Origin of the sequence: Bartonella sp. ML70XJBT.G (assembly GCF_028618575.1) — a bacterium.
Lineage (GTDB): Bacteria > Pseudomonadota > Alphaproteobacteria > Rhizobiales > Rhizobiaceae > Bartonella.
Genome location: NZ_JAQITA010000006.1, coordinates 40,054 through 55,266, shown reverse-complemented (window position 1 = coordinate 55,266; position 15,213 = coordinate 40,054). Strand labels below are relative to the sequence as shown.

Annotated in this window: 11 protein-coding genes and 2 tRNA genes; 7 read left to right on the top strand and 6 right to left on the bottom strand. The window is 37.4% G+C overall.

Annotation, left to right across the window (positions count from 1 at the left end; translation table 11 throughout):
* Positions 1-42: 42 nt before the first annotated feature.
* Positions 43-552, bottom strand: coding sequence for a 3-hydroxyacyl-[acyl-carrier-protein] dehydratase FabA (gene fabA, locus PVV64_RS04050; protein ID WP_273720182.1), 510 nt, complete (start codon positions 550-552; stop codon positions 43-45).
* A gap of 229 nt (positions 553-781) precedes the next feature.
* On the opposite strand from fabA, the gene irrA reads away from it, so the two are divergent.
* A complete protein-coding gene (irrA, locus tag PVV64_RS04045; protein WP_273759791.1) occupies positions 782-1,276 on the top strand; it encodes an iron response transcriptional regulator IrrA in 495 nt (164 codons plus the stop codon).
* A 67-nt stretch (positions 1,277-1,343) separates the two neighbouring features.
* Here irrA and PVV64_RS04040 read toward each other — a convergent pair whose 3' ends face one another.
* The 4 genes from PVV64_RS04040 to PVV64_RS04025 all read right to left on the bottom strand — a co-directional run bounded on the left by PVV64_RS04040 (position 1,344) and on the right by PVV64_RS04025 (position 5,914).
* Positions 1,344-1,937: an SH3 domain-containing protein gene (locus PVV64_RS04040; protein ID WP_273759719.1), complete on the bottom strand. Its 594-nt coding sequence runs from the start codon at positions 1,935-1,937 to the stop codon at positions 1,344-1,346.
* Between the two features lie 1,198 nt (positions 1,938-3,135).
* Complete coding sequence (gene rpsU, locus PVV64_RS04035) at positions 3,136-3,342, bottom strand: 30S ribosomal protein S21 (RefSeq protein WP_273759716.1); 207 nt, start codon at positions 3,340-3,342, stop codon at positions 3,136-3,138.
* Positions 3,343-3,560: 218 nt separating this feature from the next.
* A complete protein-coding gene (locus PVV64_RS04030) occupies positions 3,561-5,234 on the bottom strand; it encodes a formate--tetrahydrofolate ligase (RefSeq protein WP_273759714.1) in 1,674 nt (557 codons plus the stop codon).
* Positions 5,235-5,837: 603 nt separating this feature from the next.
* Positions 5,838-5,914 (bottom strand) — tRNA-Arg (locus PVV64_RS04025).
* A 383-nt stretch (positions 5,915-6,297) separates the two neighbouring features.
* Here PVV64_RS04025 and PVV64_RS04020 point away from each other — a divergent pair.
* The 4 genes from PVV64_RS04020 to PVV64_RS04005 all read left to right on the top strand — a co-directional run bounded on the left by PVV64_RS04020 (position 6,298) and on the right by PVV64_RS04005 (position 13,412).
* On the top strand, positions 6,298-7,440 hold the full coding sequence (locus PVV64_RS04020) for an efflux RND transporter periplasmic adaptor subunit (RefSeq protein ID WP_273759712.1): 1,143 nt from the start codon (positions 6,298-6,300) through the stop codon (positions 7,438-7,440).
* Positions 7,437-10,571 carry an efflux RND transporter permease subunit gene (locus PVV64_RS04015; RefSeq protein WP_273759710.1) on the top strand — a complete coding sequence of 1,045 codons (3,135 nt, stop codon included), beginning with the start codon at positions 7,437-7,439 and terminating at the stop codon, positions 10,569-10,571. Before PVV64_RS04020 ends, PVV64_RS04015 begins: the two co-directional genes overlap by 4 nt.
* Before the next feature lie 192 nt (positions 10,572-10,763).
* On the top strand, positions 10,764-12,428 hold the full coding sequence (gene pgi, locus PVV64_RS04010) for a glucose-6-phosphate isomerase (protein WP_273759708.1): 1,665 nt from the start codon (positions 10,764-10,766) through the stop codon (positions 12,426-12,428).
* Between the two features lie 594 nt (positions 12,429-13,022).
* The gene (locus tag PVV64_RS04005) at positions 13,023-13,412 is read left to right on the top strand and encodes a VOC family protein (RefSeq protein WP_273759706.1); all 390 of its coding nucleotides are present in this window, start codon (positions 13,023-13,025) and stop codon (positions 13,410-13,412) included.
* A 371-nt stretch (positions 13,413-13,783) separates the two neighbouring features.
* Here PVV64_RS04005 and PVV64_RS04000 read toward each other — a convergent pair.
* Positions 13,784-13,873, bottom strand: a tRNA-Ser gene (locus PVV64_RS04000).
* A 298-nt stretch (positions 13,874-14,171) separates the two neighbouring features.
* Between PVV64_RS04000 and rplU the strand changes: the two genes are divergently transcribed.
* Together rplU and rpmA are read left to right on the top strand one after the other, a co-directional pair.
* Entirely contained in the window at positions 14,172-14,654 is a 483-nt protein-coding gene (rplU, locus tag PVV64_RS03995; RefSeq protein ID WP_273759704.1) for a 50S ribosomal protein L21, read from the top strand.
* A 12-nt stretch (positions 14,655-14,666) separates the two neighbouring features.
* Positions 14,667-14,936, top strand: coding sequence for a 50S ribosomal protein L27 (rpmA, locus tag PVV64_RS03990; RefSeq protein WP_273759703.1), 270 nt, complete (start codon positions 14,667-14,669; stop codon positions 14,934-14,936).
* Positions 14,937-15,213 lie beyond the last annotated feature (277 nt).

Sequence of the window (15,213 nt, the reverse complement as noted above, 5' to 3'; positions counted from 1 at the left end):
TTGTTTCATACAGAACAACAAAATGTTCTGGTGGAAATAATTTCAATCTTCTTTAAATAAGGCAACACGTAAATCACTTGCTTTATAGATAGCTTCACCATCTGCTTTTACCCACCCATCTGCTATTCCTAACACCAAATTTCCACGTCGGATACGTTTAAAGTCTATTCCATATTCAAGAAGTTTGGTTTGCGGAGTTACCATACCTGATAATTTTACTTCACCTGTTGATATAGCTCTCCCTTTTCCTGGTTCACCTAACCAGCCGAGAAAAAAACCTGTTAATTGCCACATACCATCCAACCCGAGACAGCCCGGCATAACTGGATCACCTATAAAATGACAATCAAAGAACCATAGGTCTGGGGTAATGTCAAATTCAGCGCGAACCATTCCTTTATCATATTCACCTCCCGTTTCACTAATTTGGGTGATTCGATGAATCATCAACATTGGTGGGGCAGGTAATTGTGCATTACCTTTACCAAACATTTCGCCGCGAGCACAGCTTAGAAGCTCTTCATAAGTATAGCGAGACTTTTGTTCAGCCATTGTTACTCCATTTGTTAGCGTATATTTTGACTTCTGCGCTTTTCCCCAATCTACTTTTAGAGCAAATTTGAAAGAGAGGGAAATGATTTTATATCATTTTTAATGACAAAAGCCCTTTTTTATGTATCCTGTGTGTGTGATTATAAAAAAATGGAATGAAAAATTATATCAAACTGTTCCCATTTTTTATATTTTACTTATTTGAATAGATTATATTGTGGTTTTAAACATGTCAGTGAATGCAGACAATTTCATTTCCAATCAAGAGCAGCTACCTGCAAAAGATTGTGAGAAGGTTATACGTTATTATTCAATTTCTACGTTAGAAAAGCATTTGCGTAAAAATGGTTTGCGACCAACACGTCAGCGGTTAGAACTTGCGCATATGATTTTTTCTCAAGGGAACCGTCATATTGCTGCTGAAGAGCTTTATGAAGAAGCGGTGAGGGCAGGTGTGCCTGTGTCTTTGGCAACGGTTTATAATACGCTTCATCAGTTTACAGAAGCGGGGTTATTACGGATTATTGCCGTAGAAGGTTCGAAAACTTGGTTTGATACCAATACTTCTGATCATTATCACTTTTATATAGAAGGCGAAAATCGTATTCTTGATATTCCTTGCGATTTAGGAGAAGCGCCTATTATTGGGAATTTGCCCAAACCACCAGAAGGTATGGAAATCTCACATGTTGACTTGATCGTTCGATTAAAACCGAAAAGCTAATCTGCATAGAGAACATGAGAAAGTTCAATAAGAGATAAAAATTAAACTTTATGGATTAAAAAATTCATTAATTATTTATTTTTTCATCAGGATAGATTCCCCATAACAGAGATTGAGGAAGCCATCCTCGGATATTATTGATATTTAATTCGCACCACTGTTCATCACATTGGCGAATATTACCAATGACATTGGGTTCTACTTCTGCTACGAGTTTTGCGTTGTTTGCGGGATTTTTGCGTAGCATTAGCCTTTTTGTTTTATCTTTTTGCCATGGAATAGTTATAGCGGTCCTTTTTCCAGAGAGAAGAGATTGATAGACCCACCCCTCATCGCCTTCGGCATCACGAATTTTGCGCCATTGATCGTATTCTTGAATAATTTCAATAGGAAGCCCCTGTTTTGTGTAGGTAAAGAGAATAGCATAATTGCTTCCTGGTCCGATGCGCACATTCACGCGTGTAGGCTTAATAGAAGCAAACCGTGGGAGTGGTAAACCACTTGATCCTAAATTTTGCCCTGAGTTTTGCCCTGAGTTTTGCCCTGAGTTTTGATTGAGCGTTTGTGCGTTCACAAAGCGAAGGGAATTGAATACAAAAACACCTGCTATGAGGATACATGATGTGAGTACTGAGAATCGAAACCAACGAAAATATTGCACACTTAAACCTTTTTTGTTTCTCTGATATTGGCAATCTAAGATCTGAGAGAGAATTGAGAACTGATAAAAGCTATGGCACACTGCTAGTTAAAGAGATCTAAACAATAAGGAAATGGTTACAAGAATCATGGAATAAGTTAAGATAAAAATTTAAACTACTTAACATTTTCTTTATGTATAAGAGGATACCTTTAAATCAACAGTGAATTTTCATCCAGTTATAGGATTGAGATAAATATTGAGCGGATTGAAGGGTATATGAGTTGTATAAGCCTTTATAAACAGATTGGGGGGAAGTATTGTGTCTACCTGTTTGATTTATTTCATCAAATGATGAAACAGCTGTCTTTGTCTTATGATCAAAAAATTGTTCAATAAGAGCACAAGAGAGAAATGAGCATATAACCTGAAAAGCCGTTTTAGAAGAGAGAAAACACGCAATCGATGAGCCGTTCAAATACAAAACCATCCGCATGATTGGGGATAAACCAAAGGAAAAGGGGCTATAATCTTACAAACATGAGATGATTTTGGCTGCTAACGTTTTTTACAAGCTTTTTATTCTAGTTATAAAATAACATTATTTGTTTAGTGAGTAATACTGGAATGTTATAAGCAGATACAAGAGCCTATAAGAGAGCCTCGCATGAAGTCCAAATTGTCATGAAACACTTGAGGTTATAGAGTTTCATTGTCTCATTTAATAAATGTTAAGAAGAAAGATTGCATATGCGAAATTTATACCTTCTACACACTCAATTGCATATTGACGTAGCTAATTTATATTTCGTGATTTCAGCTGTTTAAAAGAATTTGAAAGATGCTAAAGAGTGAGTAGAAAATAACAGAACTCTCAAAAGAATGTACGTACAAAGCAAAGATGATATTAAAAGATAAAAAACACTGTACACACAATGTGTACTTTACATAACAACGAACGCACTTCACGATTGCAAACGACAATCTAAGCGCGATATAAATTAAGAGCTCAATAAAACCCACCAACGCTGTTGTAAAAAATTAACGGCGACAATCTCAACAACACATTAGTCCACAACAGAAGATAACGAAAAATAATACGATAAAGAAAAACCTTCATCGTATTACACAGACTGTTTAGATACTCCAAGCACTGTTATTGCTACGGAATTTTATAAAGCAGAAAACAGACTATCTTACCGCAGAAGCTAGACCGTTTTTAAACAGCACCTTCTCTTTGCGCACGCTTACGAGCAAGCTTACGTGTACGGCGAACAGCTTCAGCTTTCTCACGAGCGCGCTTTTCCGATGGCTTTTCATAATAACTACGCATTTTCATTTCACGAAAGATACCTTCACGTTGCATCTTTTTTTTCAACGCGCGTAGCGCTTGATCAACATTATTATCACGAACGAGTACTTGCACTATTTATCCTGCTTTGTTTCAGTGTCATAAATAATAGGAAAAACCTAGTTCCTTTTAAATGAATATCCAAAAGGAAACCTACCATACGTATAATATACGTACAATATAAATACGCATACCACATAAAGAAGGTGTTTGTCTATATCGCTTTTTAAAATTCTATTCTTTTTGTTATCAGGCGCCTTTCATAATGAATGATTGAGTTTACAGCTATAATCTTAGGAGAGCCCTTGTATTTGATCATTTTCATCAAGATAAATTTTCTCAGCAATAGGGTAATGCGGTAAACCAGGCATAGTCATGATATCTCCGCAAATGACAACAATAAAACCTGCCCCTGCCAAGAGACGGACTTCACGTACAGGAATTTCAAAATCAACAGGCGCTCCGTATTGAGTAGGATCAGCAGAGAAGGAATAGGGTGTTTTAGCCATACAAATAGGGAGTGTGCCATAACCTTCTTTTTCCCAACATTCAAGCTGCTTGAGAAGAGGGGCAGAGATGATAGCTCCACGACCACCATAGATATTTTTTATAATGGAATTAATTTTTTGAACAAGAGGAAGATCATTTTGGTATAAAACTTTGAAATGAGAATCTTTTTCTTCAATTAAGGTAACAAGTTCCTGTGCAAGTGCTACTGCGCCTTTACCCCCTTGCTGCCAATGTTTACAAACGATAGCCTTATGTCCGGTTGTTGCAACTATTTTTTGTAACGTCCTTATTTCAGCATCGCTATCGGTATCAAAATGATTAAGTGCGACGACACAAGGAATACCGTAGTACTCCATATTTTTGATATGTCGTAAAAGATTGGCGGTCCCCTTTTCTAAAGCGGCAATATTTTCTTTAGTTAGGTCATTTTTATTCACACCACCATTCATTTTTAATGCACGAATTGTTGCGACAATTACTATAGCATTCGGGATAATACCTGCTTGTCGACATTTAATATTGAAAAATTTTTCTGCTCCAAGATCGGCTCCAAATCCTGCTTCTGTGACAACATAATCGGCAAGTTTTAAAGCGGTTTTTGTTGCTATAACTGAATTACAGCCATGAGCAATATTGGCAAAAGGACCTCCATGTACAAGAACAGGATTATTTTCGATTGTTTGTACAAGATTAGGTTGCATAGCATCTTTAAGAAGAACTGTCATTGCTCCCTCTGCATTGAGATCAGCAACTGTCACAGGTGTTTTATCATAACGATAAGCAACGATAATTTTTTTCAGTCTTTGCGTAAGATTTTCTAGATTGTTGGCAAGGCAAAAAAGTGCCATAATTTCGGATGCGACAGTAATATCAAAGCCTGTCTGGCGAGGAAAACCATTGGTTACTCCACCCAAGGAAGTGACGATATCACGCAATGTACGGTCATTCATATCAAGGACTCGTCTCCAAACAATGCGGCGAGGATCGATATTCAGAGTATTTCCCCAGTAAATATGGTTATCTATCATTGCAGCAAGAAGATTATGAGCCGCTGTAATAGCATGAAAATCACCGGTAAAATGTAAATTAAGATCATCCATCGGTACAACTTGAGCATAACCACCTCCAGCAGCACCACCTTTGATACCAAAACAGGGACCTAAAGATGGCTCTCTCAAGGTGGCTATGGTTTTTTTTCCGATGAGATTGAGGGCATCATTAAGACCAACCGTTGTTGTTGTTTTTCCTTCTCCAGCAGGTGTTGGATTTATAGCTGTAACAAGGATAAGTTTCCCTTCCGGATTTTTATTGAGTGATTTTATATATGCAGAAGAAATTTTAGCTTTATCATGTCCATAAGGAATGAGATTTTCAGGGGCAATGCCGATTTTTTGGGCAATTTCAGTGATGTGTTGCTTTTGAGCAGTGCGAGCAATTTCAATATCTGTTTTAGGCATAGAAGAACCCTTTAAACTTGGCTTTTGTTGACATTGAGAGCGTGTACTATAATCAGACAAGATAACCTATAGAATAGGAGGGTACAAGACATCATAACATATGGAATTGATGACATACTGTGCTAGAGAAAAGACTAAAGTGAAAGAAATATTATAATTAAAAAAAGAATTTCTCCCTTTTTAATTCTGATAAGCTTTAGGAAAGGATACGTGATTGAGAAAAAATGCATGTATATCAGAAACGGTTCATGAGAATGAACCGTTGCGTTTTTACAGCTCATTATAAAGTATTCTTCTTACCTCATCTGATGAGGTAAGAATGTTATAGTTTGAAAAGTTTTGTAACTTTTTCAAAAGAAGACAAAATATTTTATTTTACATTTTAAGAAATGCAAAAAATTTGCAAAGATTTCCATTATTGAGGAATGAAAACACCTTAAATATCTGCTGTATCTAAAAATATCTCGAAAAGAAGCCTTGATTCGCAGTTATAAAAAGCAACTATGATGCATTTGACAACGCTATAAATACATAATGGCAAAGGGTTCAAGAAAAGAAGAGTGATTAAATTCCGACACTGAAGAAAGTAGAAATTTATAAAAGTGGCGCACCCGAAGAGATTCGAACTCCTGACCCCCAGATTCGTAGTCTGGTGCTCTATCCAGCTGAGCTACGGGTGCATAGATTTCAATTTTCTATCTTACTTAAGACAAAGGGTTCCTAATCGTTTCACGAAGGAATTGCAAGCAAAACTTGGTAGGAATAAAAATTTTATCTCTTTGTTTATGATATATTTTAAAAAAAGTGCCATATTTTTAGGTTTTAGTTGGATTTTGAGATGATTATTTTTTTGTTGTGTGAATGGTGTCATTTAAGATGAACGATAGTTAACTTGACCTTTTCATTTACGAAAGATAATCAAGCGCAACACGAGATATGTTTTTTGCGGTGGGGGATGAGATACGCTACCTGCAGTTCGGTTGTTGTATGAAACTCGGATATTACTGTTAAGAACTGTTTCAGAAAAATTTACATATATTCATAACACAGCAAAGGTAGATATATGAAGCTGTTTAAAAAAGCCTTCCCACTGGTATTTCTCGTTATCGTTTTGATGGTTACTTATTGGGCAGGCAAACAAAGTGCACAGCAACGCATTTCTGTAGTGGATAAAACGATAAATATATCCCAGAAAACTTCAAAAATGCAAAGCAGTAGGCCGCCAACACATGTTGTTGTTGATCTTGTAAAAATTAAAGATTTTTATGAACAGTTGAATGCACTTGGCAGTGGGCAAGCTTTGGCTTTTGTAGAATTAACGCCTTGGTTATCAGGCGTTGTTGATAAGGTTTTTGTGTCAGCTGGTATGAAAGTACAAGTGGGGGATGTAATTGCAAAGCTTGATTCTAAAAAGGAAGAAATAGCGGTTGCAAAAGCAAAAGTACAACGTGATAACAGTGCACTAACACTTTCACGTGTTCTTAAATTACGTGCCAGCAAGACAGCAACAGAGGTTCAAGAGATTACTGCCCATTTAGAGCTGGATAACGCAAATTTAGCTTTGCGTAATGCTGAATTAGACCTTGATCGGCGAACAATTCGAGCACCAATTAATGGAGTTGTTGGCATTTTACCCATTGGTGAGGGCAATGCTGTGACACCTAATACCATAATAGGACGTATTGAGAATAGAGAACGTATTTTAGTTGATATCAGGGTTCCTGAACGTTATATATCGCATATCCATAAAGGAGATAAGGTAACAGCAACTTTAACAGCACAGCCGGATAAAACTTTTGTTGGTTATATTCATGCGATTGATAATGTTATTGATCCTGAAAGCCGTACACTTCATGTCCAGATTGGAATCGAGAATGAAAAAGATATCTTCATGTCTGGTATGTCTTTTTCTATTGCTTTGCGATTTCATGGAGGTTCTTTCCCTGTTGTGAATCCTCTTGCAATTCAATGGAACAGCAAAGGATCATTTGTTTGGCGAGTAAGGGAGGGTAAGGTAGAATCCATTCCAGTATCAATTATTCAGCATAAAGCAGATCAGGTTTTTGTGAAAGCCCCCTTAAAAGATGGTGATCAAGTTGTCATACAGGGAGTACAGATGCTTCATCTAGGAAGCCAAGTGACTATTGAGGATCCAAAAATCAATCAACAGCAATTATCAACACTTCATGGACAGGATGTACAATGAGTCAAGAATTGAGCACCAAACATCCTCCAGCACAGGCCGAGCAAGGTGGGATGATTGCATTATTTATTCGCAGACCAGTTTTCACTTTTGTTTTGAATGCGATGATTATGATTGCAGGGTTTGCTGCATGGTTGAATGTTGATGTACGCGAACTCCCCGATGTTGATACTCCAGTAACGACAATTATGACCACTTTTTCTGGTGCATCAGCAGAAACAATTGATCGAGAAATTACCAGAGTTATAGAAGATGCTGTTGCTCGTGTTTCAGGTGTTAAAACGATTTCTTCAAGTTCTTCTTTTGGTCGTTCTCGTGTAGAGGTCCATTTTAATGTTGGTGTTGATTTAAATATTGCAGCATCTGATATTCGTGATGCTCTTTCTCGTATTGCTTATACTTTGCCCAAAAATGCTGATGCACCTATGATTATTAAAGCAGATTCGAATGCTGCCGCGATGATGTATTTGGTTGTGACTTCATCAATCATGAATATTGATGATTTAACAACGGTTGTAAATGATCAAATTGTTGATGCATTGTCCGCTGTTGATGGTGTTGGTGATGTCCAGGTTGATAGTGCTGGTACGAAGATTTTTCAGATTGATGTTGATCAAGCAAAGCTTGCTAGCTATGGATTAACTGTAGCAGATATTTCACGTATACTTGCTGATATGGCAACGGATGTACCGGTAGGGTCATTACGTAATTCTAAGCAGACTTTAATTGTACGTGCCACCGCACGTTTAACGACATCAGAAGCTTTTGAACAAGTTGTTTTAAAGCCACATGTGCATCTTGGTGATGTTGCGCGTGTTACTCTATCACCTGATGTGGAAACGGTAATTCTTCGTATCAATGGAAAGACAGGCATTGGGTTGGGAATTGTGCGTAAAGCACAATCCAATACCCTTAATATTTCTAAAGGTGTTCGAGAAGCTCTTGATCATCTCAAAACTGTTGTTCCTTCTTCTGTACATATGAGTGTTATTAGTGATGATGCACTTTTTATTAAAAGTGCACTTCATGAGGTTGAGGTTGCCCTTGTTATTGCTATTCTCAGCGTTATCCTAGTTATTTTTCTCTTTCTGAGAGACATTCGTGTAACGCTTATTCCTGCTTTATCGATTCCTGTTGCTTTGATTGGTACCATTGCTGCCATTTATCTTGTAGGATTTTCGTTAAATATTCTCACATTTTTGGGACTTGTTTTAGCAACAGGGCTCGTAGTGGATGACGCGATTGTCGTGCTTGAGAATATTGTTCGGTGGCGTAATATGGGATTAGGTTCTCGGGCTGCAGCAGTGTTAGGAACAAGGGAAGTATTTTTTGCTGTTTTAGCAACGACATTGACTCTCGTTGCTGTTTTTGTGCCTATTTCATTTCTTCCTGGGCAAGTAGGGGGACTTTTTAGAGAATTTGGTTTTGTCTTGGCAATTTCGATTCTTCTTTCTTCTATTGTCGCTTTGACGCTTTGTCCCATGTTAGCTTCACGCTTTCTTAAAGGACATGTTGAGGGTAATAGAGAAGAGGCACATTACTTTGCTTTTCTGGATAAATTAGGCTCTTTTTTTAGCAAATGGTATGCTTATAGTTTGCATAAATGTTTAGAAAGGCCTTGGACAGTTGTTTTCGTTTCGCTTATTTTTGCCTGTCTTTGTATTGGAGGTTATACGAAACTCAAACAAGAATTAACACCAGCAGAAGACAGGGCTCTTATCTTTTTAGTCATTAATGGGCCACAGGGTATTTCAACACAATATCTCAATGAGCAAGTAGAGCAGGTTGAAGCAAGCTTACAACCTTTACGTGATGCTGGAGAGATTGTTAATAGCTATTCTATTGCGGGGATTGGTGGTTCGCCTAATACTGCTTTTTTAGTTTTGTTGCTTTCATCCTGGGACAAACGCTTGCGGAGTCAACAAGAGATTGTAGAAGATGTTAATGTAAAGGTAAGACAGTTTCCAGCAGTTTTGGTGTTTGCAGCGCAGGGAAATTCTTTAGGTGTGAGAGGAACGGGGCAAGGATTACAATTTGCAATTCTTGGCAATGATTACACAAAATTGCAGCCAATTGCTGATAAGCTTGTGAGTGCTCTACAAGCTGATCCGCATTTTATTCGTCCACGTCTTACTATTGATGCAACGCAACCGCAATTTTTTATTGAAATAAATCGAGAAAAAGCGGCAGATTTAGGGATTGATATCACGAATTTAGGCAATACATTACAAGCGATGCTGGATGGTAAAAAGATAGGTTCCATTTATGTGGATGATCATTCTTATGATGTTAAACTGACATCGCGGAAGAATCCTATGAGAAGTCCTCATGATTTGGAAAATATTTTTTTAAAAACAAAAGGAAATCAATATATTCCTTTATCAGTCATTGCGAATTTACATGAAAAAGCTATTGCGCCCCAATTAAAACGGGAAAAACGTATGAGTGCTGTTGTTTTAAGTGCTAATCTTGCTCCAGGTGTTGTTTTAGGGGATGCTTATCAGACTGTACAAAAAATTGCTGCTCCTTTGTTATCAAAAGGAAATTATGTGGTACCTTTAGGGGAGGCGGCAACACTTGATGAAACATCTTCCAATTTTATGATTGTTTTTGGAATTGCCTTTATAATTATCCTCTTGGTTTTAGCCGCACAATTTGAAAGTTTTGTTTCAGGATTTATTATCATGGCGACCGTACCATTAGGGATTGGTTGTGCTGTGATTGCGATGTTGTTGAGCGGTGTTAGCCTTAATATTTATAGTCAAATTGGCTTGATTTTGTTGATTGGAGTGATGGCCAAAAATGGTATTCTCATTGTTGAGTTTGCAGATCAATTACGAGATCAAGGCAAAACTGTTCGTGCAGCCGTAGAAGAAGCGGCCAATATTCGTCTTCGTCCGGTTTGTATGACCATGATTTGTGCCATTTTAGGAGGGATTCCTTTGGTGTTAGCCAAGGGTGCGGGTGCAGAAGCACGTGTAGCTTTAGGTTGGGTTATTGTTGGTGGTTTGGGTTTAGCAACTATTTTTACGTTGTATGTCACACCGGTTGTTTACCTTTTTCTTGGACATTTTGTAAAATCAAAAGCAGAAGAAGCGGTACGTCTAACAAGAGAACTTAGCCAAGTTGAATGATACATTTTATAAAGAGATTGAGAAGTTTTTTATTTGTTTTAAAAATGTCGTTTTCGGATCTTATCGTTCTCCTTTTGATCCTTTCATTTTGTATGTGAGCATTAAAAGGATAAGCAATAAAGGAGGTATTCGCTGTTTTATGATGCATTTTGTGTGTAGATTTTATTGTCAATAACTGTACGGGATAAATCCATGAAAGATCGTTTATCGCTGCGGAACGAGAAAGCTTTTGAGGGGATTTTGAAGGCTTTAAGAGAACACGCTACGAAGGATGATGTGAGTGACATCCGTAAGCATTTTTTGGAAGATAAACAGCGTTTTTCTCATTTTTCTTTAAAACTTGATGATCTCCTTTTTGATTTTTCAAAATGTGGCGTAACGTTTAACACATTGAAACTCCTAGATGATTTGGCTGTTGCAGCAGATGTGTTCGGCAAACGTGAAGCAATGTTTTCAGGGCAGGCGATTAATACAACGGAAAAGCGCTCAGTTCTTCATATTGCACTCCGTTTACCTGCTGATGAAGTTTTCATGTTGGATGGTCATGATTTGATTCAGGATATTCAAGCTGTTCTCCATGATATGGAAAGATTTTCTGAAAGAGTGCGTGATGGCAGCTATAAGGGGCACAGTGGTGAGAAGATAACCGATATTGTCAATATTGGTATTGGTGGTTCTGATCTTGGACCGGTGATGGTTACATGTGCATTAAAACCTTATCATGATGGTCCCCATTGTCATTTTGTTTCTAATGCGGATAGTGCAGATATTTTTGATGTTCTCTCTGTTTTGAATCCGGCAACAACGTTATTTATCATTGCTTCTAAAACTTTTACAACGGCTGAAACAATGGCAAATGCTCAAGTTGCACGCCAATGGATTCGTTCACATTTAGGAGAAAAAGCTGTTTGTACGCATTTTGTTGCTGTTTCGAGTGTTCTTGATAAAGTAGAGGAATTTGGCATAGATTCTTCGAAAGTTTTTCAATTTTGGGATTGGGTTGGAGGGCGTTATTCCATTTGGTCAGCTGTTGGTCTTGTTGTGATGTTAGCGATAGGGGGGCGTAATTTTCGTCAGTTTCTCCAAGGCGCTTTGCAAATGGATCAACATTTTAAGACAATGCCTTTCCATAAAAATATTCCTATTCGCTTCGCACTTTTAGGATTTTGGCATCGTGTTATTTGTGGTTATTCATCACGTGCTATTATTCCCTATGCACAACGTTTGGAGCATTTTCCAGCTTATTTACAGCAACTTGATATGGAATCAAATGGTAAGCAAGTTTCTTTAGAAGGCAAACCATTAAATTTTTCAAGTGGTCCAGTTGTTTGGGGTGATTCAGGAACCAATTGTCAACATGCTTTTTTTCAGCTTCTGCATCAAGGAACAGATGTTATTCCTGTAGAATTTATTTTGTTTATAAAAGGTCATGAGCACAATTTACATCCTATGCATGATATGTTGGTAGCGAACTGCTTAGCACAATCAAAAGCCTTAATGAAAGGACGCAGTGTTGAAGATACGCGGCGTATCCTTTTAAAAAAGAGCATTGATACGTGCGAAGCGGATAATTTAGCACGTCATAGAAGCTTTGCAGGAAACCGCCCTAGTATTATGTTGCTTCAGGATTTATTGACACCTTTTGCACTTGGTCGTCTCATTGCACTTTATGAGCATCGTATTTTTGTTGAAGGGATTTTAATGAACATTAATTCATTTGATCAATGGGGTGTTGAGCTTGGTAAAGAATTAGCAGATGAATTGTTACCAATACTTCGCGGAGAAAATAAAGCAGATAAACGCGATAGCTCGACATTGGGATTGTTAGCACATATTCAGGCAAGACGTGCAAAATAACGCATAATCCATTGTGTACCTTCATCTTTACATCTATGAGGGTGTTAGGCAACAGCAACATCATTCTATTTGCGCGCTCAAAATATCGCGATAACCCTTACATTTATTAATTTATAAAGAGCATTTTTATTTCTTAATTCATACGCTCATTTTTGTTCTGATCTACAGATGATTTTGCTTGATTCAAAATAAATAAGAAAGTTTTAAATGAGGGAATTTTACAATATTCGAAACTTTCATTCAACATGCGAAAAGATAAATTTCCATTATAAATCAAAATAATGCGTGATAATTCACCATTTTATGTACATTTATCATTCATACATTGTTTGCTAAATTAAATTTTAACAGCAGAAAATGAAAACAACGAGGAATTATACAAATTAAAATCCGTTGATCCTATCACACCAGCTGCTGTTTATATTGGTGGCAAAATCAGGTTAGAAAAGACTATAAAGTAGCGGCTTCGAGCAATAAGCGAGTAAAAATATATCAGTAGAGCCCACTGCGAACGGAAGCATGATAAACTCTTGTTGAAAGATTCTCGAATAGGTATATCGTGTCAAGCAACAGCTACTAAATCACGGAGAATTTATGAGCAATATTCCTACTTATCCTGTTACGCCAAATCTACAATTGGTATACGTATCAAACGTAGAGCATTCTACCGCTTTTTACAAATTCATCTTCAAGAAGGAGCCTGTATTCATCTCGCCACGCTATGTTGCATTTGCTTCTTCGGGTGATGCACTCTTTGCACTTTGGTCTGGGGGCGATGCACCTGAGGAAAATGTGCCTCGTTTTTCAGAAATTGGCATTATGTTGCCTCATGGAGAGGATGTAGATAAACTCTATGCGGAATGGCAAGAGCAAACCACCGTTGAGATAAATGTCTTGAAGGAACCCTATACTGACATATTCGGACGTACCTTCCTCATCAAAGATCCCGACGGCCATATTATTCGTGTTTGTCCACTAGATTAAATTGAAATGCAATTCGGTCAACTTGACCGATTCTTCAAATTTTCTTTTGTTTTTTAATAACGTACTGAAAATCGAAAAAGCTATCACGCCAGTTTATGCTAAAAGAAATCATATTTTATGCATGCTGCTTCTCAAATAATGTGTTTCCTATAATACGATTCCTGCTGATGACCTACTCTCAAAAATTGCGACCTTTAAAAGAAAAAAGACTTGTTAAAGGGATTTTAAATGATCTTTGAAAGGTTTCTGAAGATCCTTTGAGAGCCCCTTAAAAAACTCTTTGAAAAAAATAAATTGGTACAAAATCTGCCGGCAAGCTATAAAAGCTATATGCATTAAAATATTTAAAAAGAACACTTTATTGAGTGCTCTGGCGGAGAGAGAGGGATTTGAACCCCCGATAGAGTTGCCCCTATGCCGCATTTCGAGTGCGGTGCTTTCAACCACTCAGCCATCTCTCCGTAAAAGTACAACAAGATTTGCACTATTTAAGTATATGACGGGTAGATAAACTTCAATCTCTCCTAGTACAACCCTTTTTTTGTTTTTTTGTATGACTTTATTGACAGAGAAGAGAAATTCGGTCATATACGCAAAATACAAGCGTGGAGAAATCTGCGCATATTTGTGTTTGAAGGGTATTTTGTCCTTCTTTTAAAATCTATTACGACTGATAAAAAGCGGCCTATTTTTTCTTATTAATAAGGTAGAAATTCAATAAGAGTCAAATAAGAGCTGGAGTGAACGAAAGGATAAAAAATGTTCGCAGTCATTAAAACCGGTGGTAAGCAATACCGCGTTGTTGCTAACCAAGTGGTGAGAGTTGAAAAAATTATTGGCACTGCCGGTGATATCATTGAATTTAATGATGTATTGATGGTAGGGCAAGAGGGTGATGCGGTTATTGGTTCTCCTGTTGTTGCGGGTGCTTTAGTTACGGCTGAAATTGTAGAGCAAATACGTGGACGTAAGGTTATTGCATTTAAGAAGCGCCGTCGTCAAAATTCGAAACGTACGCGTGGTCATCGCCAAGAGCTAACAACACTGCGTATTTTAGAAGTGTTAATGGGTGGTGCAAAACCTAAAAAAGCAGCAGCAAAACCAATTAAAGAAGAAGCAACTGCATTAAAAGAAGAAACAAAAGCGGATGTTTCTGTTAAAAAAACAGCTAAGAAGGCAGCTGAAAAAAAGACTATGCCGCCAAAAAAAGCGGCTGTAGCATCAAAGAGTAAAGAAGATTAAAGGAGAACGTCCATGGCACATAAAAAAGCTGGTGGTTCCTCACGTAATGGCCGCGATTCAGAATCGAAACGTCTTGGCGTTAAAAAATTTGGTGGTGAAGCCGTTGTCGCTGGAAATATTATTATTCGCCAGCGTGGTACACGCTGGCATCCTGGTAACAATGTTGGTATTGGAAAAGACCATACCCTTTTTGCACTGTCAAATGGCGTGGTTTCTTTTCAAAGAAAAGCCAATAACCGTTCCTATGTTTCCGTCATTCCTGTGGTAGAGGCGCCCGAATAGATTATAATATTCTCTGTATAAGCCAATATTTCATTGGAAGTTAGTAGTAAGATTATGAATCTTAAAAAAAAGGAAAGATAGGATACTGTCTTTCCTTTTTTGTTGATAGTATAATGAACACAGAAGCATGTAGATAATTGCAAAGGTAGAATTTAGGCAATTATTATTCCTCAAATAATGAAAAAATGACGACTCTATTGAGTTTGTAATGAAGACATTGATACGGTGATAGAATTTCCTGATAAATTGGTGTATGATAGCAGTGAGAAGTTTTTTT